Origin of the sequence: Micromonospora sp. DT44, from assembly GCF_049841635.1 — a bacterium.
Classification (GTDB): Bacteria; Actinomycetota; Actinomycetes; order Mycobacteriales; family Micromonosporaceae; genus Micromonospora.
The window spans coordinates 1-24218 of the sequence record NZ_JBNCKS010000005.1 but is presented as its reverse complement, the minus strand read 5'-3'; the positions used below and the strand labels follow the sequence as shown (position 1 = coordinate 24218).

The 24218-nt window shown below is 71.3% G+C and carries 20 protein-coding genes; 12 read left to right on the top strand and 8 right to left on the bottom strand.

The window, feature by feature from the left end; genetic code table 11:
- Nucleotides 1-5 precede the first annotated feature (5 nt).
- Nucleotides 6-941, bottom strand: a complete 936-nt coding sequence (locus tag ACLQ25_RS04325; protein WP_425729261.1) for a hypothetical protein — start codon at nt 939-941, stop codon at nt 6-8.
- A 102-nt stretch (nt 942-1043) separates the two neighbouring features.
- A complete protein-coding gene (locus ACLQ25_RS04320) occupies nt 1044-2792 on the bottom strand; it encodes a cellulose binding domain-containing protein (protein ID WP_425729259.1) in 1749 nt (582 codons plus the stop codon).
- A gap of 644 nt (nt 2793-3436) precedes the next feature.
- Here ACLQ25_RS04320 and ACLQ25_RS04315 point away from each other — a divergent pair.
- From ACLQ25_RS04315 to ACLQ25_RS04305, 3 genes are all read left to right on the top strand, one after another.
- Complete coding sequence (locus tag ACLQ25_RS04315; protein ID WP_425729257.1) at nt 3437-4126, top strand: TMEM175 family protein; 690 nt, start codon at nt 3437-3439, stop codon at nt 4124-4126.
- Between the two features lie 83 nt (nt 4127-4209).
- Complete coding sequence (locus tag ACLQ25_RS04310) at nt 4210-4968, top strand: GNAT family N-acetyltransferase (RefSeq protein WP_425729255.1); 759 nt, start codon at nt 4210-4212, stop codon at nt 4966-4968.
- Between the two features lie 51 nt (nt 4969-5019).
- Nucleotides 5020-5745, top strand: coding sequence for a tetratricopeptide repeat protein (locus ACLQ25_RS04305; RefSeq protein WP_425729253.1), 726 nt, complete (start codon nt 5020-5022; stop codon nt 5743-5745).
- A gap of 13 nt (nt 5746-5758) precedes the next feature.
- On the opposite strand, the gene ACLQ25_RS04300 is transcribed toward ACLQ25_RS04305, so the two are convergent.
- From ACLQ25_RS04300 to ACLQ25_RS04290, 3 genes are read right to left on the bottom strand one after another with little or no spacing between them, the layout of a single operon-like run.
- Nucleotides 5759-6457: an NADPH-dependent F420 reductase gene (locus tag ACLQ25_RS04300; RefSeq protein WP_425729251.1), complete on the bottom strand. Its 699-nt coding sequence runs from the start codon at nt 6455-6457 to the stop codon at nt 5759-5761.
- 32 nt (nt 6458-6489) lie between these two features.
- Nucleotides 6490-7521, bottom strand: a complete 1032-nt coding sequence (locus ACLQ25_RS04295; protein WP_425729249.1) for an LLM class flavin-dependent oxidoreductase — start codon at nt 7519-7521, stop codon at nt 6490-6492.
- Complete coding sequence (locus ACLQ25_RS04290) at nt 7514-8563, bottom strand: LLM class flavin-dependent oxidoreductase (protein WP_425729247.1); 1050 nt, start codon at nt 8561-8563, stop codon at nt 7514-7516. The genes ACLQ25_RS04295 and ACLQ25_RS04290 overlap by 8 nt, the downstream gene beginning before the upstream one ends.
- A gap of 109 nt (nt 8564-8672) precedes the next feature.
- Here ACLQ25_RS04290 and ACLQ25_RS04285 point away from each other — a divergent pair, with 109 nt between their 5' ends.
- The 4 genes from ACLQ25_RS04285 to ACLQ25_RS04270 all read left to right on the top strand — a co-directional run bounded on the left by ACLQ25_RS04285 (nt 8673) and on the right by ACLQ25_RS04270 (nt 14498).
- On the top strand, nt 8673-9164 hold the full coding sequence (locus tag ACLQ25_RS04285; RefSeq protein WP_425729245.1) for a MarR family winged helix-turn-helix transcriptional regulator: 492 nt from the start codon (nt 8673-8675) through the stop codon (nt 9162-9164).
- An 82-nt stretch (nt 9165-9246) separates the two neighbouring features.
- Complete coding sequence (locus tag ACLQ25_RS04280) at nt 9247-10437, top strand: MFS transporter (RefSeq protein ID WP_425729243.1); 1191 nt, start codon at nt 9247-9249, stop codon at nt 10435-10437.
- 79 nt (nt 10438-10516) lie between these two features.
- Nucleotides 10517-11134, top strand: coding sequence for a VOC family protein (locus ACLQ25_RS04275; protein WP_425729241.1), 618 nt, complete (start codon nt 10517-10519; stop codon nt 11132-11134).
- A gap of 364 nt (nt 11135-11498) precedes the next feature.
- Entirely contained in the window at nt 11499-14498 is a 3000-nt protein-coding gene (locus ACLQ25_RS04270) for a glycoside hydrolase family 95 protein (RefSeq protein WP_425729239.1), read from the top strand.
- 35 nt (nt 14499-14533) lie between these two features.
- On the opposite strand, the gene ACLQ25_RS04265 is transcribed toward ACLQ25_RS04270, so the two are convergent.
- The gene (locus ACLQ25_RS04265) at nt 14534-15196 is read right to left on the bottom strand and encodes a response regulator (protein WP_425729237.1); all 663 of its coding nucleotides are present in this window, start codon (nt 15194-15196) and stop codon (nt 14534-14536) included.
- A 16-nt stretch (nt 15197-15212) separates the two neighbouring features.
- Nucleotides 15213-16340, bottom strand: coding sequence for a sensor histidine kinase (locus tag ACLQ25_RS04260; protein WP_425729235.1), 1128 nt, complete (start codon nt 16338-16340; stop codon nt 15213-15215).
- A gap of 144 nt (nt 16341-16484) precedes the next feature.
- Here ACLQ25_RS04260 and ACLQ25_RS04255 point away from each other — a divergent pair, with 144 nt between their 5' ends.
- From ACLQ25_RS04255 to ACLQ25_RS04245, 3 genes are read left to right on the top strand one after another with little or no spacing between them, the layout of a single operon-like run.
- Nucleotides 16485-17474, top strand: a complete 990-nt coding sequence (locus tag ACLQ25_RS04255; RefSeq protein ID WP_425729233.1) for a carboxymuconolactone decarboxylase family protein — start codon at nt 16485-16487, stop codon at nt 17472-17474.
- A 10-nt stretch (nt 17475-17484) separates the two neighbouring features.
- Nucleotides 17485-17937 carry a DUF6220 domain-containing protein gene (locus ACLQ25_RS04250; RefSeq protein WP_425729231.1) on the top strand — a complete coding sequence of 151 codons (453 nt, stop codon included), beginning with the start codon at nt 17485-17487 and terminating at the stop codon, nt 17935-17937.
- Entirely contained in the window at nt 17934-19673 is a 1740-nt protein-coding gene (locus ACLQ25_RS04245; RefSeq protein ID WP_425729229.1) for a multicopper oxidase family protein, read from the top strand. The genes ACLQ25_RS04250 and ACLQ25_RS04245 overlap by 4 nt, the downstream gene beginning before the upstream one ends.
- A gap of 67 nt (nt 19674-19740) precedes the next feature.
- Here the strand turns inward: ACLQ25_RS04245 and ACLQ25_RS04240 are convergent, their stop codons facing one another.
- The gene (locus ACLQ25_RS04240; RefSeq protein ID WP_425729227.1) at nt 19741-20787 is read right to left on the bottom strand and encodes a glycoside hydrolase family 11 protein; all 1047 of its coding nucleotides are present in this window, start codon (nt 20785-20787) and stop codon (nt 19741-19743) included.
- 453 nt (nt 20788-21240) lie between these two features.
- On the opposite strand from ACLQ25_RS04240, the gene ACLQ25_RS04235 reads away from it, so the two are divergent.
- A complete protein-coding gene (locus ACLQ25_RS04235; RefSeq protein WP_396833082.1) occupies nt 21241-21693 on the top strand; it encodes a Fur family transcriptional regulator in 453 nt (150 codons plus the stop codon).
- Nucleotides 21690-23966, top strand: a complete 2277-nt coding sequence (gene katG, locus ACLQ25_RS04230; protein ID WP_425729225.1) for a catalase/peroxidase HPI — start codon at nt 21690-21692, stop codon at nt 23964-23966. Before ACLQ25_RS04235 ends, katG begins: the two co-directional genes overlap by 4 nt.
- Nucleotides 23967-24218 lie beyond the last annotated feature (252 nt).

The window sequence follows — 24218 nt, the reverse complement described above, 5'->3', positions numbered from 1 at the left end:
GGCGGTCAGCGCCCGCAGGCCCGGCACGCGGTGCGGGTACGGAGGTGGTAGTCGCTGGACGCGGCGAGGAGGCCGAGCCCCAGGAGGCAGTACGCCGACATGGCCACCCAGAGGAACGCGTCGGAGAATTCGCCTGGTGACCCCGACGCCACCTGCGCCATCCCCATGCCGAAGTAGGCGACGATGGCCGCCCCGAGCCCGAAGCCCGGCACCAGCAACAGCCGGCGCGGAATCCCACGACCGGCGAGTAGGGGCACCCAGCGCGGCCACACCTCGCCCCAGGGCCGTACCAGGGCCAGCGGCAACAGCACCCCGGCTAGCACCAGTCCGATCTCCAGCCCGATCACGGCGGCGTTCTGCGTGAGGTCGTCGAAGCCCACCACGGCCTGCGCCGCGAAACGGGTGACGAGCCCGGCCACCGTCACGTACGCCGCCCAGCGCGCCCACGGCGCGGGCGTCGAGCGTCGGTGGCCGGGTCGGACGGTGCGGCAGCACTCGGCACAGTCGCCCCGGGTGCGGCGCTGATAGTCGAAGACGGACAGGCCGAGGAGCGCCGCTCCGGTGGCGCAGCCGAGCCGGCTGGCGAACGCCAGCGGGTCGAACGAGGGGCCGGGCGCGACCAGCAGGATGCTCACCAGTTCCGGCAGCAGGATCGCCGCCGCCGCGAGAAGCGCGCCGGCGACGATCCAGGCCAGTCCCGCGAGCGCCGGCCGCCAGGTCGCCGTACGGTCCAGGGCGACCGCCACCGCGCCCGCGGCCAGGCACAACGCCACCGATCGCCAGCCCGTGAAGCCGAGCAGGTCGGACCCGAACGGTGGGAAACGCGGCGCCGGACCGACCGTCCACACCAGGCGTAGGCCGCCGTAGGCCACGGCCCAGCCGAGCACGGCGTACGTCAGGCCGTGGCCGCTGCCACGGGTGCGGGGTGCCGTCGTCGTCATGCCTGCGATCCTCGCGGCGTCCCCGCCGCCGGGCTTCCCTCCGGCCGGGGAAGGCGTTCCCCGACCGGAGGGATCTGGCTCACGCTCGCCGCCTCCCGGCGGTCAGAGCGTGAACACGAGGGTCGAGATGCTCCGCGCGCCGACGTTGATGGTGGCCTGGCCTCCGTTCACGCTTGTCGGCTGGCTCGCCGCGTTGGCGTTCTGCGAGGTCAGGTAGTACTCCGCCTTGCTGACGTTCTGCGGGGCCTGGATCACGGCGTTGTTGACCGCGCTGTTCGACCGGTTGAGGATGACCAGCGTGATCTTGCCGTCCCCCTGGTAGGCCGTCACCTCCAGCGGGGACGCCTTGGAGCTCTTGGTCAGGGCCACCCGCTGGTAGCCCGGTCGGACGTACTTGGCGTACTGGGAGAACGCGTACCCGCGCTTGAGCGGGGCGCCGGCCGTGGTGCCGTAGGCCGCCTCGCCGTCACCGATGAAGGAGTAGTACCGCTTGCCGTACCACCAGATGTAGGCGCTCCAGTTGGCCTCCATCGACCGGTGCACCGTCCGCATGATGTCGTCGAGCGTCTCGTTCCAGACCGCCAGGTTGCTGGGGTTGCCCCAGATGTTCGAGCCGCCGCCGTCCGCCGCGTGCAGGTTCCACTCGGTCATCCACACCGGCTTGTTGTACTGGGCGGCCAGGTTGTACGGCGCCAGCCGTCCTGCGGACTCGGTGCCGTACAGGTGCCCGCCGATGTAACCGATGTTGTTCCGAGCGGTCGCGTCGTTCAGGGTGGGGTCGGTGTAGCCGTAGTTCATGTTGACCGCCTCGGCGACCATCAGCTTGCTGTTCTGCACCTTCGAACCCTGATCGCGGACGAACGTGCGCAGCTCGGTGCCGCTCCAGTCCATCGAGTCGTAGTCGGGGTGCCAGTCCGGCTCGTTCTGCACGGACGTGACGTCGATGGTCACATCCTGACCCCGCATGTACTGCACATAGCTGTTCAGATGGTTCGCGTAGTCGTCGTAGTAGTCGGTCTTCAGCTTGCCGCCGTTGACCCTGCTGTTGTTGGTCTTCCACGCGGCGGGCGCGGTCCACGGCGAGGCGAGGATCTTCACGTTCGACCCGTACGCCTTCGCCGTCTTCAACGAGTTGACGTGGGTCGCCCATTCGCTGGACTCCGGCGACAGGCCGGTACGCACGATGGACAGGCCGAGCTGGTTGGCGCCCAGCCCGACCAGCGTCTGGGTGTCGGTGGTCGACCAGGCGCTACCCCAGATGGACTGGGCGGCTCCGAACCCGTCGACGGTCTGGTACCTGGTGTTGCTGTTCACCGTGATGTCGGCCGGACCGGTGGGTGGCGGTGTGGTCGGTGGTGGCGTGGTCGGTGGTGGCGTGCTCGGCGGCGGTGTGGTCGGGGCCGGTGTGGTCGGGGCCGGTGTCGTCGGCGTCGTTCCGCCGGTGCACGTCACGCCGTTGAGCCCGAAACTGGACGGATCGGGGTTGCTGCCCGTCCACGAGCCGTTGAAGCCGAACGACACGCTGCCGTTGGTCGCGATGGCGCCGTTGTAGCTGACGTTCCTGGCGGTGACCGCGGCGCCGCTCTGGGTCAGTGTCGTGTTCCAGGCCTGCGTGACGGTCTGTCCGGCGCTGTAGGACCAGGTCAGCGTCCAACTGCTGACCGGGTCGCCGAGATTGGTGATGGCGACGTTCGCGCCGAAGCCGCCCTGCCATTGCGATGACACGGCGTAGTTGACGGCACAGCCGGCGGCTGCGGCGCCGGCGGGCGCGGCCAGTGCGACCGCCGTCGACGCCAGCAGGACAGCGCCCGCCGACACCAGGGCGGCGTTGGTGACCCTTCGTTTTCTCATCAGACTTCTCCCGAGGTGGTGGTGGCGGCCGACGCGTCCGGCTGGTCGGTGTGGAGAGCGTCGGGCGGTACGTCAGGCGTCGCCGGGAGCGCTCCCAAGCACGCGACGGTGGGTGGTCGGATCCGCTGTCCAGATCAGCCGTGCCGGTCACCCTCGACGTGCCGATCGCCGAGCCCCACGCGGCGCGACGCTTCGCGGAGGGGCCACCGGGGGAACGCCGGTGCGGCGGCCGGGAGTCGACGCCGGATCGGCCCTCGCGCCAGCGGTGCTGCTTGGGCGCGACGAGTGACGATGCGACGAGCGGGTCCGGCGGGGCTGCGGCACCCTCCTTTGTCGACCGGCTCGTGGGGCGGCCGCTCTGCTCAATCGCGGCTCGCGGGTGAGTGCCGCACAGCGAACGCGCGAAACAGTTTCTCGTAGTCAGGAATTTATTTCTTTCAATGCCACCGTGTCAACGCCACCCACCCCGCCGACCCCCGCCGACCCTCGCACCCCGGTGATCATGAAGTTGTTGCCATCGCGGGCGGCGTGTCGTGGCAATAACTTCATGATCACCGGGGTCGGGCGGGGTGGGGGTGGTGTCGGTCGTGGAGGGTCTTGTTGATGACGCTTCGTGGTGATTGCTTCATTGTTAGCATGCGGCAATGTCCGCAGGTCGACGGGGGATCCAGGCAGGCGAGGGTGATCCCGCGGTGACCGACGCGGGTCGCCTGGCGGCGTTCAGCGACGGGGTGTTCGCCATCGTCATCACCCTGTTGGTGCTCGACCTGCGGGTACCGGATTTCCACGAGGGCGGGCTGGCCGAGGGGCTCCTCGGCGAAGGGCCGTCGTACCTGGCCTTCGTCGTGTCGTTCATCTACGTCGGGGTTCTCTGGCTGAACCATCACGCCGTGCTCCAGTTGGTGCGGGGCACCACCCCGGCGTTCAGCTCGATCAACCTCGGCATTCTCTTCGGCGTGGTGATCATTCCCTTTCCCACCGCAGTCCTGGCGTCGGCGCTGGCCGACGGCAACACCGACGACCTCCGGGTGGCCGTCGTCCTGTACGCGTTCGCCGCCTCGCTGATGTCGGCGCCCTGGTGGGTGCTCTTCTCCTATGTCCGCCGCCACCCAGCGCTGCGGGCCGACACCATCGGCCAGGACCAGGTGCGGGTGCAGGAGCTCCGCCCGATCGTCGGCCTGGTCCTCTACGGCCTGACCGGTCTGCTCGGCTGGCTGGTGAACCCGTTCCTCGGCCTGATCGGCGTGGTCGTGATGATCATTTTCCACGGCGCCACCAGTCAGGGGCTCCGCTCCGGGCGGTGGTGGCCGGGGCGCGACACCCACCGGCGCTGACCCCGCCGTACCTCGGTTCGCGCAGGTCGCGGCGTTGCGGCTATGTTTGCGCACGCTCGGGGGAGCGTCAGGGGGGAAAGCGCATGAACATCATCGGCGATCGGATGGCGGCGGCGTACGACGGCGCCATCGAGGATCTGTGCGGTGCGACACCGAAGGGCTACTACGCGCGGCGGGGCACCGCCCGTGCGGCGGTGACCCACGCGGGAGCGGCGACGCTGAACTCGGCGTACGACCTGTCGCGGGAGCCGGATCTCGAAGCCCTGCATGAGCTGGCCACCGAGGTGTCCGGGCAGGTCGAGGCCTGGTCGATCATGATCCGGGACGACGCCGACGGCGCGGTGGCCGATCTCGCCACCCGGCACGGGCTCGCCGCGCGCAGCGAGTTGCCCCTGCTGGCCTGCACGGTCGACGAGCTGGTGTTCCGGGCGGACGAGGCGCAGCGCGAGCGCGTACGGCGGGTCGGCGCGGCGGAGAGCGATCGGTACACGGACGTCCTGACCAGGGGCTTCGAGGTGCCGGACGGTCTGTTCGGGTCGCTGATGGGGGGCGCGGTGCTCGACGCCGAGCGGATCGACGGCTACCTGTACGAGGAGGCCGGCCAGGTTCTCGGCACCGGTCTCGGGATGCGCGCCCGCGGCGTGGTCGGCGTGTTCAACATCGCTGTCGTCCCGGACGCGCGTGGTCGCGGTCTGGGCCGCGCGATCACCGAGAAGGTGGTGCGTGACGGCATCGCGGCCGGCGTGGACGCGGCGTACCTGCAGTCCAGCGCGCTCGGCCGGTCGCTGTACGAGTCGATGGGCTTCCGTTTCCAGGAGAACTGGATCGCCTTCCATGCCTGAGCAGCCGCCGCCAGGGCCGGAAGGTCGCGACGCACGAGGGGGAAAGTAGCCGTGAGCTTCAGTGACGACGTCCGCTCGGCCTTCCGGCGGGGGGAGAGCGACGCGGTGGTACGGATGAGTACGGCGGAGATCGAGCGCGCTCGGGCCGTCGGCGACGCGGTGGGTGAGGTGGAGGCCCGCTACAGCCTGGCCCGGGTGGCGATTCGTGGCGGCGACCTGGCGCTCGGGGAGACGCGGGCGCGCGAGGCCCTCGACGTCGCGGTGCGCTCGGGTGACCGCGCGCTCCAGGAGCGGCCGAGGCACGTGCTGGCGGCGGTGGCGCGGATGGCCGGCGACCTGGAGCGGGCGCGGGACCTGTACCGCGAGAGCATCGCGCTGAACGAGTCGCTGGGCCGACCGGAGACGGTGAATTCCGAGACGCACAACCTGGCCTTCTGCGAGCTGGGTCTCGGTAACCTCGCCGAGGCGCGCAAGCTGTTCACCCTCAGCCGTACCCGGGTGTTCCAGCACGGCTGGGACGACTTCGTGCCGTACGTCTGCGTGGCGGGTGCGGCGCTCGCGTCCGCCGAGGGTGACCATTCGCGGGCGGCGCTCATGGTGAGTCTCGCCGACGCGGCGTTCGCGGCGATCGGCCAGGTGCCGGACCCGGACGACGCGGCCGACCTCGCCGTCGTGCGCGACGCGGCGGTCGGGGCGCTCGGCCCCGCCGCCTACGCCGCCGCCGAGGATCGGGGTCGCCAACTCGATCCCCGTACGGCGTTCGACGACGAGCGCTGAGACGCCCGGGTGGTCAAGCCGCCCGGGCGGCGGCGACGGCCTGTCCGCGCTCCGACTCGGGGAAGCGCCGGAGCATGGCCCGCACCTCGTCGGCGCTGACGTTGGCGCCGAACAACTCGCTACCCGGTTCGAGGCGTACGCCCTCGGCGAGCGGGCCGGCGACGACCGGGTCGAAGCCGAGGGCGTCCACCAGCGAGGCCACCGGGGCGAGGTCGGCCTCGTCGTCGCCGGCGATCGCGATGGCCTTGCGGCCGGCCGGGCCCGCCGGCCGGGCCCCGTCCTCGAGATCGTGGTAGCCCATGTGGTTGAACGCCTTGACGACCCGCGACCCGGCCAGGAACGCCTGGACGATCTCGCTGGACGAGGTGCGCGGATCGGTCAGGTCGTCGCGGATGCCGTCGACCTCCCACCAGTAGTTCATCGCGTCGACGACGAGCTTGCCCCGCAGCGCCTCGACGGGCAGCGCGCGGTACTTACCCAGCGGCAGGGCGAGGACGACGATGTCGGCGTCCGCCACGGCGTCGACCGCGGTGGTCGCCACCGCGCCGGGCGTCAGCACCTCGACGGTCAGAGCGATCTTCGCCGGATCGCCGGAGCCGGCGACGAGCACCCGGTAGCCCGCGGCGATCGCGAGCCGGCCGAGGACGGTGCCCACCTTGCCGGCGCCGAGGATGGCGAGGGTCCGTGGTCGGTCGGAACCGCTGTCGTTCATGTCTTCCTCTCCGAGGGCGATCGGCCGGCGGGTCAGCCGGCCAGGATGTCGCGGACCATGGGGATCACCCGCGAGCCGTACAGCTCCACGGCGCGCATCCGGGCGCTCACCGGCTGCGCCCCAGCGGTGTAGATGAGGTCGAAACGGCCGACGCCGAGACCCTTGATGGCGGCGGCCATCCGGCGGGCGACCGTCTCCGGCGAGCCGATGTAGAGCGAGCCGTGCTCCACCTCCGAGTCGAACTCCTGGCGGCGGATCGGTGGCCAGCCGCGCAGCGCGCCGATCCGGTCGCGCATGACCCGGTAGTACGGCCAGAACAGCTCCTTCGCCTCCTCGTCGGTGTCGGCGACGAAGCCGGGCGAGTGCATCCCGACCGGGTGCGCGGTGGTGCCGAGCTGGTCGGCGGCCCGACGGTAGAGGTCGATGTAGGGCGCGAAACGCTCCGGAGCGCCGCCGATGATGGCGAGCATGAGCGGCAGGCCGTACCGGGCGGTCCGCACCACCGACTGCGGTGAGCCGCCGACACCCACCCAGGTGGTGAGGCGTCCCGACTCCGTCTTGGGAAACACGTCGGCGTCGGTGAGCGGGGCGCGGGTGGTGCCGCTCCAGGTGACCGGCTGCTCGTCGAGCAGCTTCGCGAAGAGCTCGATTCGCTCCTCGAACAGCACGTCGTAGTCGGCCAGGTCGTAGCCGAACAGCGGGAAGGACTCGGTGAACGAGCCCCGGCCGAGGATGACCTCGGCCCGACCGTGCGACAGCGCGTCGACCGTGGCGAAACGCTGGAAGACGCGGACCGGGTCGTCCGAGCTCAGCACGGTGACGCCGGAGGAGAGCCGGATCCGCGAGGTACGGGTGGCGATGCCCGCCAGCACCGTCTCCGGCGTCGACACCGAGTACTCGGGTCGGTGGTGCTCGCCCAGGGCGATGACGTCGACGCCGAGGTCGTCGGCCAGCACCGCCTCGTCGACGACCTGCCGGATGGCGGCGGCGTGGGAGACGGGCTTGCCGGAGTCGTCCTCCGGTACGTCACCGAAGGTGTCGAGGCCGAACAGGAGATCAGACATTGGTGGGCTCCTTCGCCAACAGCTCACGGACCCGTGGCGCGACCTCGCTGCCGAGCAGCTCGATGGTGCGCGCCCGCGCCTCGCGAGGCAGGTGCATGATGTCGTACTTCAGGTCGAACCGACTCAGCCGCAGGTCGCGGGCCATGGTTGCGATCTTGCGGGCCACCGTCTCCGGTGACCCCACGAACAGCGCGCCGTGGTCGATCTCGGCCTCGTAGCGCGCGCGGTCCGGCTTGTAGAAGCCACGCTCCTCGGCGAGCCGCGCCACGGTGGGCTGCCAGTACCGCCACCACGTCTCGACGGCCTCCTCGTCGGTGTCCGCGACGAGGCCGAGCGAGTGTTGCCCGACCGGTTGCGCCGCCTGCCCGAACTGTTCGAGCGCCCGATGGTAGAGATCGACGTGGCCGGCGAACCGCTGCGGGCGTCCACCGATGATCGCCAGCATGAGCGGGAGCCCGTGTCGGGCGGCGCGGATCACCGAGTTGGGGCTTCCTCCGACGCCGATCCAGGTGGGGATTCCGCCCGGGCGCATGCGCGGATGGAGTCGTTGCGCGACCAGGGGAGTGCGTACGGTTCCCGACCAGGTGACCGTTTCGTCGCGTTGGAGCTGGAGGAAGAGGTCCAGCTTCTCCTCGAACAACCGCTCGTAGTCCGCCAGGTCGTACCCGAAGAGGGGAAACGACTCGGTCGCGGATGCCCGTCCGAGGACCAGTTGGGCCCGGCCGTCGCTGACCGCGTCCAGGGTGGCGAACTCGTGGTAGAGCCGTACCGGGTCGTTCGTGCTCAGGACGGTGACCGAGGTGCCGAGCTTGATCCGGTCGGTCGCCGTGGCCATGGCCGCGAGCAGGACGGGTGTGGCCGAGTCGTTGTGCCCCTCCCGGTAGTGCTCGCCCAGGCTGAACACGTCGAGCCCGACCGACTCCGCGAGCCGGGCCTCGTCCACCAGCAGTCGTACGGTCTCGGCGTCGCTCAGGGTCCGGTCGCCGTCGGTGGCCACCTCGCCGAACGAGTTGAGCCCCAGTTCGAAGGGTGCGGCGGACATGTCTCCTCCTCGGCGTTCTTCGCCGTCGACACGTGGGAAGTGGCCTTCCCGGTTGACGTGTCAATGATGCTAACCTGCTGATTGACGCGTCAATTCCCGGGAGGGTTCGATGGTTGACACCACACCCGAGCGGCGTAGGGGCCGGCAGTTGCCGACGGCGGAGGAGCTGCGGATCTGGCGGGACTTCGTCGAGACGACGGAGGCGCTCACCTCCCGGGTCGGGTCTCGTCTCCAGGTCGACTCTTCCCTCTCGCCGGGTGACTACGCCGTCCTGCTCGCCCTCAGCGAGGCGAAGGAGCGGCGGATGCGCTCCTCCGCCCTGGCCGCACAGATCGGGTGGGAGCGGAGTCGACTCTCGCACCACCTGGGCCGGATGGAACGACGCGGGCTGATCCGTCGCGAGGAGTGCGCCACCGTCCCGCGCGGGGCGGAGGTGATCCTCACCCCGGCCGGCGCCGAGGCGTTCCAGCGGGCCACCTACCCGCACCTGCTCGCCATCCGGGAGTTGTTCGTCGACGCTCTCACGCCGGACCAGCTCCGCGCGGCCGGCGACATCGCGCGGGCGCTGCGCGAGCACCTCGGGCCGCGCGCCGACGAGTAGTCGGCGCATGGAGGACGGCACATCGGGTACGCGCCTGCGGCCGTCGAGTCCGACGAGCGCCGCGCAGCCCGAGGAGCACGACATGTCGATCGCGGGGCGGGTACGACTCGCGCCGAACGTCTCCCTGGTGCTGCTGGCGTCGATCCTCGTGTCGTTCCTGGCCGCTTCGGCGGCCCCGACCCCGCTGTACGGGACCTACCAGGAGCGCTGGCACTTCTCGTCGGTCACCACCACCGTGGTGTTCGCGGTCTACGCGCTCGCGGTGCTGGCATCGCTGCTCACCTTCGGCAAGCTCTCCGACCACGTCGGCCGGCGTCCGGTCCTGGCCGCCGCGATCGCCGTGCAGATCCTGTCGCTGCTGGTGTTCATCCTCGCCAACGGCGTACCCGCGCTGCTGGTCGCCCGCCTCGTGCAGGGCCTCGCGGCGGGCGCCGCCACGGGCGCCGTGGGCGCGGCCATGCTGGACATCGACCGCGCCCGCGGGACGCTCGCCAACTCCATCGCGCCCGGCCTCGGCACCGGCAGCGGGGCGCTCCTCTCGGCGCTGTTCATCCGCTACCTGCCCGCGCCGACCCGCCTCGTGTACGTCGTCCTCGTCGCGGTCCTGCTGATCCAGGCCGTCGGGGTCGCGCTGATGCCGGAGACCGTCACGCGGATGCCCGGCGCGCGGCGCAGCCTGCGACCAGAGATCAGGCTGCCGCGCCCGGTACGCGGGCCGGTGCTGGTCGTCGCTCCGGTGCTGTTCGCGGTCTGGGCGCTGGCCGGCTTCTTCGGCGCGCTCGGCCCGGCGCTCGTGCGCAGCCTCATGGACACGTCGATCGTGGTCGCCGGTCTGGTGCTCTTCGTCTTCGCGCTCTTCGGGTCGGTCGCTGTCCTGCTGTTGCGCGACACCGCCGCGCGGACGGTCATCCTGACCGGGATCGTCGCCCTCATGCTGGGCATGGTCGTCACGGTGGTCTCGGTCATGGCCGAGTCCGTACCGGGGTTCTTCGTCGGTCTCGCGCTCGGCGGCGTCGGCTTCGGCGGCGGGTTCCAGGGCAGCCTCAAGACGATCATGCCGCTGGTCGAGGCGCACGAACGCGCCAGCGTGTTGTCGCTGCTCTACGTCGTCTGCTACGTCGGTTTCGGCCTTCCCACCGTGATCGCCGGCTTCCTCGTGGTGTACGCCGGGGGCCTCCCGCGGACCGCCGACGAGTACTCCGTCGCCGTCATCCTGCTCGCGCTGGTCGCCCTGTTCGGGCTGCGCGGGGCGACGAGGGCGGCGCCGCGCTGATGCCCCGAACGCCGCACCTCACCGGCGCGCAGGACGTAGCGTGGTCGTCGACGGTGGGGCGAGGACCCAGGAGGTCGCGATGAGTCCGAAGGCCGGCCGGGGCGACCCGGGCCTCGCGAGCCTCGACGTCAAGGTCGAGGTGATCGTCATCGCGGTGTCGGACGTCGACCGCGCCAAGCGGTTCTACCAGGGCCTCGGCTGGCGACTCGACCAGACGCCGCCCGGGATCGTCCAGTTCACCCCGCACGGCTCCGCGTGCTCGGTGCAGTTCGGCGAGCAGCTCACGTCGGCCACGCCGGGTTCGGCGACGGCGTACCTGGTCGTGTCGGACATCGAGGCGGCCCGCGACGCGCTGGTCTCGGCCGGCGTCGAGGTCGGTCCGGTCTTCCACGTGACCCCGGACGGGCCGGCCGACGGCCTCGACCCCGAGCGCCGCAGCTACGTCTCGCGCGCCACGTTCCGCGACCCGGACGGCAACACCTGGCTTATGCAGGAGATCACGACCCGCCTGCCCGGGCGCGTCGAGGGCGACCTGACGTCGTACCGGTCGGCGACCGACCTGGCGGACGCGCTGCGGCGCGCGGCGGCCGCCCACGGCGCGCACGAGGAGCGCACCGGCGAGCGGGACGACAACTGGCCGGACTGGTACGCGACGTACCTGGTGGCCGAGAAGTCCGGGGCGACGCTGCCCGAGTGAGCGACGCCCAACCGCGCCCGCCGGTCCACTGAGGCCGCTGCGGGCACGGCTGCCGTAATCATCGGATGTATGCCCGACCGCTTGTCGGACGCGTGCACCCGTCTTCCGCGTCGATCCAGGCCCCGCTTCCGACCCGGTCGCGCGCCGGCCGACACATGCCGCCGGGGCAGCGCTGATCCGCAGCGATCGACCGTTGCCTATTGCGTGACACCGGAGTAATCTTCCCGAAACACATCGGACGTTTCGCGTCCGAGGGTCTGCCAAACGGCCTGCGCAGCCGGGCCGGTGTCACCGCGCGGATCCACTATCGGGGGTCGTCGTTGTCGCGCTTGGGTGGCCGCACCGGTCACCGTTTGGAGGATCGATGTCAGACCTGACCCGGCGGCAGGCCCTCAAGATCGGTGCGGCCGGCGCGGGTGGCGCCCTGCTGCCGCTGCCGTGGACGGCGACCGCCAACGCCGACTCCGTCGCGCCGCCGCAGGTGCTGGCGGCCAACGACCTCGCCCTCTGGTACGACGAGGGCGCCGGCACGGACTGGCTGCGGGCCCTGCCGATCGGCAACGGCCGGCTCGGTGCCATGGTGTTCGGCAACGTCGACGCCGAGCGACTTCAGCTCAACGAGGACACCGTCTGGGCCGGCGGCCCGCACGACCCCAGCAACACCCGGGGCGCGGCGGCCCTGCCGGAGATCCGGCGGCTGGTCAACGCCAACCAGTGGACTCAGGCCCAGGACCTCATCAACCAGACCATGATGGGCAACCCCGGCGGGCAGTTGGCGTACCAGACCGTCGGCAACCTCCGGCTCGCCTTCGGGTCGGCCAGCGGCGCGTCCCAGCACAACCGCACGCTCGACCTCACCACCGCGACGGCCACGACCTCATACGTCCTGAACGGCATCCGCTACCAGCGTGAGGTCTTCGCGAGCGCGCCGGACCAGGTCATCGCGATGCGGCTGACCGCCGACCGCGCCACCTCGATCAGCTTCACGGCCACCTTCGACAGCCCGCAGCGTACGACGGTGTCCAGCCCGGACGGCACGACGATCGGCCTCGACGGCGTCTCCGGCAGCCAGGAGGGCGTCACCGGTCAGGTCCGCTTCCTCGCCCTGGCCAACGCCACCGTCACCGGCGGCAGCGTGTCCAGTTCGGGCGGCACCCTGCGGGTCACCAACGCCACCAGCGTGGTTCTGTTGATCTCGATCGGCTCCAGCTACGTCAACTACCGCAACGTCGGTGGCGACTACGGGGGCATCGCGCGGCAGCGCCTGAGCGCCGCCCGCGCCTACAGCTACGACCAGTTGCGCACCCGGCACGTCGCCGACTACCAGGCGCTGTTCGGACGGGTGACCCTCGACCTGGGCCGCACCTCCGCGGCCGACCAGACGACGGATGTCCGGATCGCCCAGCACAACAGCGTCAACGACCCGCAGTTCTCCGCGCTGCTGTTCCAGTTCGGGCGGTACCTGCTGATCTCGTCGTCGCGGCCCGGCACCCAGCCGGCGAACCTCCAGGGCATCTGGAACGACTCGCTGAACCCCTCCTGGGACTCGAAGTACACGATCAACGCCAACCTGCCGATGAACTACTGGCCGGCCAACACCACCAACCTGGCCGAGTGCCACAACCCGGTCTTCGACATGGTCCGGGAACTCGCCGTCGCCGGAGCCCGCACCGCCCAGGTGCAGTACGGCTCCGCGAGTGGCTGGGTCACCCACCACAACACCGACGCGTGGCGGGCCACCGCCGTCGTGGACGGCGCGTTCTGGGGTATGTGGCAGACCGGCGGCGCCTGGCTGTCCACGTTGATCTGGGACCACTACCAGTTCAACGGTGACATCGAGTTCCTGCGGACGAACTACCCGGCCATGAAGGGCGCCGCGCAGTTCTTCCTCAACACCCTGGTGACCGAGCCGACCCTCGGCTACCTGGTCACGAACCCGTCGAACTCACCGGAACTCAGCCACCACTCGAACGCCAGCGTCTGCGCCGGTCCCACGATGGACAACCAGATCCTGCGGGACCTCTTCGACGGCGTCGCCCGCGCGAGCGAGATCCTCGACGTGGACAGCACCTTCCGGGCCCAGGTACGCGCCACCCGGGACCGCCTCCCCCCGATGAAGGTCGGCTCGCGCGGCAACATCATGGAGTGGCTCTACGACTGGGTGGAGACCGAGCCCAACCACCGGCACATCTCGCACCTGTACGGGCTCGCGCCCAGCAACCAGATCACCAAGCGCGGCACCCCGCAGTTGTTCGAGGCCGCCCGCCGTACGTTGGCGCTGCGCGGCGATGACGGCACCGGCTGGTCGCTGGCCTGGAAAATCAACTTCTGGGCGCGGATGGAGGAGGGCAAGCGGGCCCACGACCTGATCCGCTACCTCGCCACCACCGCCCGGCTCGCCCCGAACATGTTCGACCTGCACCCGCCCTTCCAGATCGACGGCAACTTCGGCGCGACCGCCGGCATCGCCGAGATGCTGCTCCAGAGCCACATCGGTGAGCTGCACATCCTGCCCGCGCTGCCGCCGGCCTGGCCCAGCGGCCGGGTGTCCGGCCTGCGGGGTCGTGGTGGGCACACGGTCAGCATCACGTGGGCGAGCGGCGCCGCCACCGAGGTGCTGGTGCGGCCCGACCGCGCCGGCACCGTCCGCCTGCGGTCGCGGTTCCTGACCGGCACCGTCAGCGTCGTCGACACCGCCGACGGCACGTCGCCCCGGGTCACCCGGGTCGAGTCCGACCTGGTCGAGGTCACCGTGCAGGCCGGGCGCACCTACCGGGTCACCAGCACGGGCGCCACCACGCCGACGTTGGAGCAGAGCTTCACCAACGCGGGCATCACCAACGACAGCAACACCAACGTCGGCAACTTCGACGGCAACGGTGCCTCCCTGTCGGCGCAGGCCCTGGCGCAGGCCGGCGCGAGCCCGGGCGGCACGGTGAGCCGCAACGGGGTGAACTTCCGCTGGCCCAACGTCAGTCCCGGCACGGCCGACAACGCCATCGCCTCGGGCCAGACCCTCGGTATCAGCGGCACCGGCAGCACGCTCGGCTTCCTCGTGACCGGCACCTACGGGGCCGTGTCGGGCACCGGCACGGTGGTGTACGCGGACGGGACCCGCCAGACGTTCACCCTGAGCACGCCCGACTGGTACGGCGGCCCGGTGTCCGGCGCGACCGCCGCCATCGTGTCCGCGTACCAGAACCGGCCCAACAACGGTCGACAGGCCACGGCCGCGTGCATCTACTACGTGGGCGTCACGCTGCAGAACAAGGCGGTGACCCAGGTCGTGCTGCCCAACATCAGCGCACGGGCGGCGGCGAACGTGCCGACGATGCACGTCTTCGCCATCGCGATCGGGTCCTGACACCGGCTCGCGTCGCGCCGCCGGTGACGGCACGGTCACCGGCGGCGCGGCGTGATCAGTCCCGACTCGTACGCCCACACGACCAGCTGGGCGCGGTCCCGGCAGTGCAGCTTCGTCATGGCCCGGTTCACGTGCGTCTTGGCGGTCAACGGGCTGATCACCATGCGCTGGGAGATCTCGTCGTTGGTCAGCCCTCGCGCCACCAGCTCGACGATCTCCTGCTCCCGGGCGGTCAGCACGTCCCGACCGGCCGTCGGCACGGCCGGCGGTGGTCCGGCCACGAACTCGCTGATCAGCGTGCGGGTCACGGCCGGCGCGAGCAGCGCGTCGCCACCGGCCACGACGGCGACGGCCTGCAACAGGTCGGCGGGGTCGGCGTCCTTGAGGAGGAAACCGCTCGCGCCCGCGCGCAGGGCGGCGAAGACGTACGAGTCGAGCCCGTAGTTGGTGAGGATGAGGACGCGGGTGGCGGCGAGGTCGGGATCGGCGGCGATGCGCCGGGTCGCCTCGATCCCGTCGAGGCCGGGCATCTGCACGTCCATCAGCACGACGTCCGGGCGTAGACGTCGTGCGAGCTGCACGGCCGAGGCGCCGTCGGTGGCCTCGCCCACGACCTCCAGGTCGTCCTCGGCGGCCAGCAGGGCCCGGAAGCCAGCCCGCATCAGCGCCTGGTCGTCGGCGAGCAGGACCCGGATCATCGGTGCGACCGTCCGGTCATGCCGGCCCGTCCAGCGGGAACGTGGCCCGCACCGTGAACCCGTGGTCGTCGTTGGCGGTGGCCAGCAGGGTGCCGCCCAGTCCGGTGACCCGCTCACGCATACCGCGCAGTCCCACCCCCGGCGTCGGGGGAAGGGCCGGCGACGCCTGCCCGTCGTCGCTCACCGCGACGGTCAGCCCGGCCGGCGCGTACTCGACGTGCACGCGTGCGGTCGCGGCACCGGCGTGGCGGGCCACGTTGGTCAGGGCCTCCTGGACGACCCGGTAACCGGCCTGGTCGACCTCGTCCGGTAGACGCCGTGGCCGGCCGGTGACGGTCACCTGGACCGGCACGCCGACCGCACGGGTCCGTTCGGCGAGTTCGTCGACGCGGGCCAGCCCGACGCGGTCGTCGTCGGGCGCGCGGAGGACGTCGAGGGTGGTGCGGAGTTCGCGCATCGCGGCGGCGCTGGCCTCCTGGATCGCCAGTAGCGTGGCCGAGGGCTCATCGCCCTGCTTGCGGGCCAGATGCACGGCGATCCCCGCCTGCACCTTGATCACCGAGATGCTGTGCGTCAGGGAGTCGTGCAGGTCCCGGGCGATGCGCAGCCGCTCCTCGCCGGCCCGCCGCAACGCCATCTCCTCGCGGGTGCGTTCGGCCTCGACGGCCCGCTGCTCGACCTGCTCCAGGTAGGCGCGGCGTTGCCGGCCGATCAGCCCGGCGACGTTCGCCGCCACGAACCATCCCAGCAGCAGGGCCGTCCGCTCGGCGATCAACTGGTGGGGACGGTCGACCGGGGCCGCCGAGACGTCGCGGGCCAGAAAGCCACCGAGGAAGGCGACGCTGGCCACGGCGGCCGCCGCGCGGTGCCCCCGCCAGGCGGTCACGTAGACCACACCCAGAACGGGGAAGGCGGCGGACACCCCGGGGTGCACCCGGAGGTGCAGGGCCAGCATGGCGGCGGTCACCACGCCCAGCGCGAGCACCGGATGCCGCCGGCACACCCCGAGGGCTGCGGCCATGGCGAGGACGAGGGCGACGTCGAGGGCCCCGACCGTCGCGGCGTCCGGTGCGAGCGCGGCGTTGCCGAGCAGGAGACCGCCGAGGGCGAGGCCGCTGAGGACGTACGGCAGGTCGCGGCGCATGGTCGCACTGTAGAACGGTCGTCGTTGGTGGAGCGTCCCGCGCGCGCGGTAGATCAGGCCTACCACGGTCGTGGTATCCCGGCGGCGCGAAGTGTCTGCGCCGGCACGACGTCTTGACGGGCCATCGCCACGAGCATCGATCGCATGACATACCGCTTCTTCACCCCCGTACCCACGAGGGCGGCCACCGGCCGCACCGCGGAGGTCTACCAGCAGCTACGCGAGGACTTCCTCGGACCGCTGCCCACCTTCCAGGCGCTCTCGGCCGTGCCCGAGGCGCTGGCCGCGACCTGGTCGCTGATGCGCGAGGCCCTGCTCGCCGGCGACACGTCCCGGGTCGACCGGGAACTCGTCGCGGCGGTGGTGTCCCGGGCCAACGGCTGTCAGTTCTGCCTCGACGCCCACGTGCTGCTGCTGCACGCCCTGGGCGAGCACGGGTTGGCCGAGGTCGTCGCCCGGGGCGAGACGCCGTCCGACCCGGCACACGCCGAACTCGCCCGCTGGGCCGAGGCCAGCCGCAGCCCCCGCGCCGGCGACTGGACCAGCCCGTACGGCCCCGAGCTCACCGGCACCCTGCTCGCGTTCCACTTCGTCAACCGGGTGGTCTCGGCGCTGCTCGACCCCGACCTGTTCCCCGGCGGCCTGCAACGCGCCCCGCTGGTGCGGTCGGTCGGTGGCCGGCTGTACGCCAGATCCGCCCGGGAACCGAAGGAGCCCGGACGCAGCCTCGGGCTCCTGCACACTGGTACGACCCCGCCGCCGGCCTGGGCGGGGGACAGCCCGGTCGGGGTCGCGTACGCGTCGTTGCGGGACGCCGCCAACCGGGGCGGCGAGCTGCTGGGCGACGTCGCCCGCCAGACCGTGACGGCCACCGTGCGCTGGGAGGACGGACGGTTCCCGACCCGGCCCGCGGACTGGGCCGTCGACCTGGTCCGGGACGTGCCCGGCCGGGACCGGGTCGGAACGCGGATCGCGTTGCTGGCGGCGTTTTCGCCCAGCGCGGTCAGCCCGGGCGACGTCGCCCTGTGGAGGCTGTCGCACCCCGCCGACGCCGACCTCGTCCGGATCGTCGCGTACGGCGCGATCACCGCCACCGACCACGTCGCCCGGGCGTTGACCTCGGCGCAGCTCTAAGGAGCCCAGCATGCGAAAGGCATTTGTCATCAGTAGCGGCGTGCTCCTCACCGCGTTCGCCCTCCAGTTCGTCTTCGCCGCGGTCGGCGGGTTCACCAAGCCCGCCGGGGACGGCGCGTACGCCCTGCACAGCGTCAACGGCATGGCGGTCATCCCCGTCCTCACCCTGCTCACCGTCCTGTTCGCGGCGCTGGCCAGGGCACCCGGTCGGCTCGTCGGGCTGGCGGTCCTGCCGCTGGGCCTGGTCGTCCTGCAGGCGCTGCTGGCCATGCTCGCCAACGCCGGCACCGACGCCGTCGGCGTCAGCACGCCGTTCGGCCTGGTCATCGGTGGCCTGCACGCGGTCAACGGCATCGTCGCGGTGCACGTCGTGGTCGGCGTCATGCGGGGAGCGCGCCGGCTGGCCGCCGGGACGCCGACGGGCGACGCGCCTGTGGTCGTACCCCAGGGGGAGCCGGCATGACCACCGCCTCGCTGCTCACGGCGGACCTCCTGCTGGCGGTCCTGGCCACCGCCGGATGGCTGGGTGGCGGGGTCGCGGCGGCCGTCCGGCGTCGGCCCCTCGCCCTCGCGCTGGCCACCGTCGCGCTGCTCGCCACGCTCGCCCGCGCGACGACCGTGCTCGCGCTCGCGCGCGTCGGCTGGTGGTTCGCCGCGGAGAAGGTCGTCGTCGCCGCGCCGCTGTCGCTCGCGGCGGTCGCCGTCGCCGGGCCGCGGCTGCTGCGCGCCGCGGGCGACATCCGGTCCGTCGCGGTGCCGCTCCTCTTCGCGGGGTACGCCCTGAGCGCCGCCCTGCTCGTCACGGTCCTGCACGGCTACCCGGTGTCGGCGTCGGTGGGGCTGCTCGCGGTCGCCGGGGTCGTCGCGGCGACGGCGGTCTCGTGGCGTCTGCTCGACGCGCGCCCGTCCCGCGCGGTGTCTCGGGCGGCGGTCGCGGTGGCGGTGTCGGCGCTGCTGGCCGGCACCGGGTTGGCCGTCACCCCGGGCCCGGCGCCCGCCGCGCCGCACGACCACGGATACCCGCCGGCCCGGATCCCCGACGAACCCACCCGGCGGTTCACCCTGACGGCCGGTACCGCCACGGTGCGCGTCGGTGGCCACGACGTCGCGGCGTGGGCGTTCGACGGGCAGGTACCCGGGCCGAAGCTGACCGCCACCGTCGGAGACGTCGTGGAGGTCACGCTTCGCAACCGGGACATCGACCGGGGTGTCACCCTGCACTGGCACGGGTACGACGTGCCGAACAGCCAGGACGGGGTCCCCGGGGTGACGCAGTCGGCGGTGCTGCCGGGCCAGGAGTTCGTCTACCGGTTCCGGGCCGACCAGGCCGGCACGTACTGGTACCACACCCACTCGGTGTCCGACGTCGGTGTGCGGATGGGCCTCTACGGCGTCCTCGTGGTGCGTCCCGGCCCGACGAGCGGCCTCGACGTGACGGTGCCGGTGCACACCCTCGGGGGTCGTCCGCTGCCGGACGCGCGGGTGGAGCAGGTCGAGGCCGGCGTTCCGGTCCGGCTGCGTCTGATCAACACGGACAGCACCACGCACCGCTACGCTCTGGCCGGAACCGATTTCCGGGTCGTCGCGATCGACGGCTACGAGTTGGCTGGGCCGACGCCGCTGCGCGACACCGCCGTGCTGATCCCGGCCGGAGGTCGCTACGACCTGGTGTTCAGTGCCCCGGCCACACCGGTGGCGCTGTACGTCGACGGACGCCGGGTCTACTCGACCGGCGTGCGGTCGACGGCGACCGACGGGTGGCCCGTACTGAATCCGCTCACCTACGGCCGGCCGGCCCCGACGCCCTGGTCCCGGTTCGACAGGACGTTCACGCTCGTCCTCGATCGCGGTCTCGACCTGCGCGGACTGCTCCCGCGCTACGCCCACACCGTCAACGGCGCGGCCGATCCGGACATCCCGCCGCAGGTCGTCCACCCCGGCGACGTCGTCCGGTTCACGATCGTCAACCGGTCGCAGACCGTGCACCCGTGGCACCTGCACGGCCATCACGTGCTCGTGCTGTCCCGGGACCGGCGGCCGGCCACCGGAAGCCCACTCTGGTTGGACTCGTTCGACGTCCGGCCCGGTGAGGTGTGGGAGGTGGCGTTCCGGGCCGACAACCCGGGGATGTGGGCCAACCACTGCCACAACCTGGGGCACGCCGACGCCGGGATGATGCTGCACCTCGTGTACTCGTGAGTGCCCGGGCAGGGCCCGGCCCCCGTCGCGTGGCGGCGGGGGCCGGGACGTGGTGCGTCGGTGCGGGTCAGCTCGTTCGACAGCTGATCGTCGGCCAGGTCCAGTTGCCGTTGGCCATGATCGTGATCCCGAAGTTGTTGCCGTTGCCGTTCGGTCGGGCGGTCACCGTCCCGCTGGTGCCGCTGACGGACGCGTTCCAACTGTTCTGGATGGACTGACCGCCGTTGAGGTTGAGGCTGACGATCCAGTTGTTGGTGCCGCTGACCGCGACGTTCAGGTTGAACCGGTCACCCCACTGCTGGCCGGCGGAGAGCGTCGCGTTGCAGTTGCCGCCACCCGGGTTGCCGGTGGTGGGCCCGGAGGTCGGTCCGGAGGTCGGGTTGCCGCCGCTGCCCTCGGACACGGTCACGTCGGAGCTGCCGGCGCTCTGGTAACCCTCGGTCGCCATGATCTGGTACGCGTGGTTGGTGCCGAGGTTCAGGCCGGCACGGGCCCAGGCGTCGAAGTGGTTGGCGGTGGTGATGGTGCCACTCGAGCGCTTGTTCTGACGGACGCTCCAGTACTGGTAGAACGTCTGGTTGCCGTCGATCGACGGGGCGTTGGTCCGCAGGCTGCGCAGGATGTCGTAGGTGCCGCCGTCGGTGGTGACCGTGCCCAGTCGGGTGGCGCCGTTGCTCGGGTTGTAGCTGCCGAAGTTCTCCACCACGTAGTACTCGATGAGCGGGTTGCGCGTCCACCCGTACAGGGCGAGGTACGTGTTGTTGTTCCCCGGGTTGTAGTTGGCCGAGTAGCTGACCGTCCGCCGCGAGCCGGTGGCCCAGCCCTTGCCGCCGACCCAGTTGTTGGTGCTGCGGTCCCAGCTGCTGGAGTACCGGCCGTTCTCGCGCAGCGTCATGCTGGCGTTGCCGCCGTCCTTCCAGAAGGAGAAGTAGTAGCCGTTGTGCGTGCCGGTCAGGCTCGAGGTGAGCGTCCGGTCGGCCTCGGCGTACGCGCTGGTGGCCGTGACCGCGACCGTGCCCGTGACGGCCAGGACGACCGCACAGGCGGCGCCGAGGAGCAGCCGTATCCGGCCGCGCCGCGGTGCTGCGGTGGGAGTGTGGTCGGTGTCGATCATGTAGGTGTTTCCTCCTCGTCACGGCTGGCGCGGGGCCAGCGGTGCGGTGCGACCCGGCGGACTGTCGGCCACGGAGTCGTACCGCGTGGTGGTGGTAGACCGGATGTTCCGCACGACGACCGGAGGTGGCAGTCGCGGCGCGGACGGTGACGGCGATTGAGCGTCGTCAATGGGGACGGTATTGAGCAGGTCGTCCACTTGTCAACATTTTCCGGAAGGTCTGCGGCGGCGACCAGCGCGCCACCGCGCTCGAAGGTGCGCCCATCTTCCGAGGTCAGTGATCGATCAGGGGTGGCGACGGTGAGGGTGGTGGCCGATCGACCGCCGGACAACATCCGACGAATGTCGGCCGGAACTTCCGGAGACTTTCCGGACCCTCCGACGCCACGCCGAGGCGCGGGATCGGCGAAAACTTGATCTGTTCCAGAAAAGTGAGCTAGTGTTCAGCGCGTGATGTCCGACCTCGAAGCGCAGCTGAGAGGGGTCTCGTTACGAGTGACGCGACCCCGGCTGGCCGTGCTCGCGGTGCTGCGGGACCACCCCCACGTCGACACCGACACGGTGATCGCGCTGGTCCGGGCGGACCACCCCACCATCTCCCACCAGGCGGTGTACGACGTGCTGCGCGCGCTCACCGACGCGGGTCTGGTACGGCGCATCCAGCCGGCCCGCGCGACCGCCCGCTACGAGTCGCGGGTGGGGGACAACCACCACCACGTGGTGTGCCGCTCCTGCGGCGCCATCGCCGACGTCGAGTGCGCCGTCGGCCACGCACCCTGTCTCACCGCCTCCAACGACCACGGCTTCGTGGTCGACGAGGCGGAGGTCGTCTACTGGGGCACCTGCCCCGGTTGCGCGGCCGACCGCATCTCCCAGCGATCCGCCAGTTCGGAAGGAAGTACATGAGCGACACCCAGGACAACGTCCCCACCAGCGCGCAGGGCGTGGACCAGAAGGCCGCGGCCGGCTGCCCGGTCGCGCACGACTCGGTGACCGCCCAGGGCAGCGAGAGCGAGAACCCGGCGATCGACTCGCCGACCCCGAAGACCGGTGGTCGTCCGCGCACCAACCGGGACTGGTGGCCGAACCAGCTCGACCTCTCGGTGCTGCACGCCCACTCGCACAAGGGCAACCCGCTCGGGCCGGACTTCAGCTACGCCAAGGAGTTCGCCAAGCTTGACGTCGAGGCCCTCAAGCGGGACATCACCGAGGTCCTCACCACCTCGCAGGACTGGTGGCCGGCCGACTTCGGCCACTACGGCGGCCTGATGATCCGCATGAGCTGGCACGCCGCGGGCACCTACCGCATCGAGGACGGCCGTGGCGGCGCCGGTGACGGTGGTCAGCGGTTCGCCCCGCTCAACAGCTGGCCGGACAACGCCAACCTGGACAAGGCCCGCCGCCTGCTGTGGCCGGTCAAGCAGAAGTACGGCCAGCAGATCTCCTGGGCGGACCTGCTGGTGCTCGCCGGTAACGTGGCCCTGGAGTCGATGGGGTTCAAGACCTTCGGCTTCGGCTTCGGTCGCGAGGACGTGTGGGAGCCCGAGGAGATCTTCTGGGGCCCGGAGGACACCTGGCTCGGCGACGAGCGCTACGCCTCCGAGAAGGAGATGGCGGCCGGCGTCGGCTCGACCGAGATGGGCCTCATCTACGTCAACCCGGAGGGCCCGCGCGGCAACGCGGACCCGGCCGCGGCGGCGCACTTCATCCGTGAGACCTTCGGCCGGATGGCGATGAACGACGAGGAGACCGTCGCCCTCATCGCCGGTGGCCATACCTTCGGCAAGACCCACGGCGCCGGTGTCGCGGACAACCACGTGGGCCCGGAGCCCGAGGGCGCCCCGATCGAGGCGCAGGGCCTGGGCTGGCTGAGCACCCACGGCAGCGGCAAGGGCGGCGACACGATCACCAGCGGTCTCGAGGTGACCTGGACCGACGTGCCGACGCAGTGGAGCAACCGCTTCTTCGAGATCCTGTTCGGCTACGAGTGGGAGCTGACCACCAGCCCGGGTGGCGCGAAGCAGTGGGTCGCGAAGGACGCCGAGGAGATCATCCCGGACCCGTTCGACGCGTCGAAGAAGTACCGGCCGACGATGCTCACGACCGACCTGTCGCTGCGCGTCGACCCGGCGTACGAGAAGATCTCGCGCCGTTTCCTGGAGAACCCCGACCAGTTCGCGCTGGCCTTCGCCAAGGCCTGGTACAAGCTGCTGCACCGCGACATGGGTCCGATCGAGCGCTTCCTCGGCCCGTGGGTCGCCGAGCCGCAGCTGTGGCAGGACCCGGTGCCGGCCGTCGACCACGAGCTGGTGGGTGACGCCGACGTCGCCGCCCTCAAGGCGAAGGTCCTCGACTCGGGCCTCACGGTCGAGCAGCTGGTCTCCACCGCCTGGGCCTCCGCCGCGAGCTTCCGCCACACCGACAAGCGCGGTGGCGCCAACGGCGCGCGCATCCGCCTGGAGCCGCAGCGCAGCTGGGAGGTCAACCAGCCCGAGCAGCTCGCGACGGTGCTGAGCGCGCTGGAGGGCATCCAGCAGGAGTTCAACGCGGCCGGTGGGGCGAAGATCTCGCTCGCCGACCTGATCGTGCTGGCCGGCTCGGCCGCCGTCGAGAAGGCGGCGCGCGACGGGGGCGTCGAGGTGACCGTGCCGTTCCGGCCGGGCCGCACCGACGCCACCCAGGAGCAGACCGACGTCGACTCCTTCAAGGTCCTCGAGCCGCGCGCGGACGGTTTCCGTAACTACCTGCGCGCCGGCGAGAAGACCCAGCCGGAGGTGCTGCTCATCGACCGTGCCTACATGCTGAACCTGAGCGCGCCGGAGATGACCGTCCTCGTCGGCGGCCTGCGCGCCCTCGGGAACAACGTCGGAGGCGCGTCGCACGGCGTCCTCACCGACCGGCCGGGCGTGCTCACCGGCGACTTCTTCGCCAACCTGCTCTCCCCGGGCACCCGGTGGAAGGCGTCGGAGACCGACGAGCACGTGTACGAGATCCGCGACCTGGCCACGGACGAGGTGAAGTGGACCGCCACCGCGGTCGACCTCATCTTCGGCTCCAACTCCCAGCTGCGCGCCCTCGCCGAGGTCTACGCCAGCCAGGACGCGCGCGAGAAGTTCGTGCGTGACTTCGTGGCCGCCTGGACGAAGGTCATGGAGCTCGACCGGTTCGACATCGCCTGATCCCGCTTCACCCGACGAGCCCCGGCCAATCGGCCGGGGCTCGTCCGCGTTTCCGGCCGCAGGGCCTCGCGTGACGAATCCACCGCCATGTCCTCGAAAGCCACGATCCCCGCGACTCCCTGAATTCAGGGAGTCGCGGGGATCGTTGGAACCCGCAGGGGACCGGTGGTTTCTGCCTAGATGATCGATTCCAAGGGATGTGGGACCGCAAGTAGACGCGAGGGCGTCCATGATCGGCGTTGTCTAGGCAAC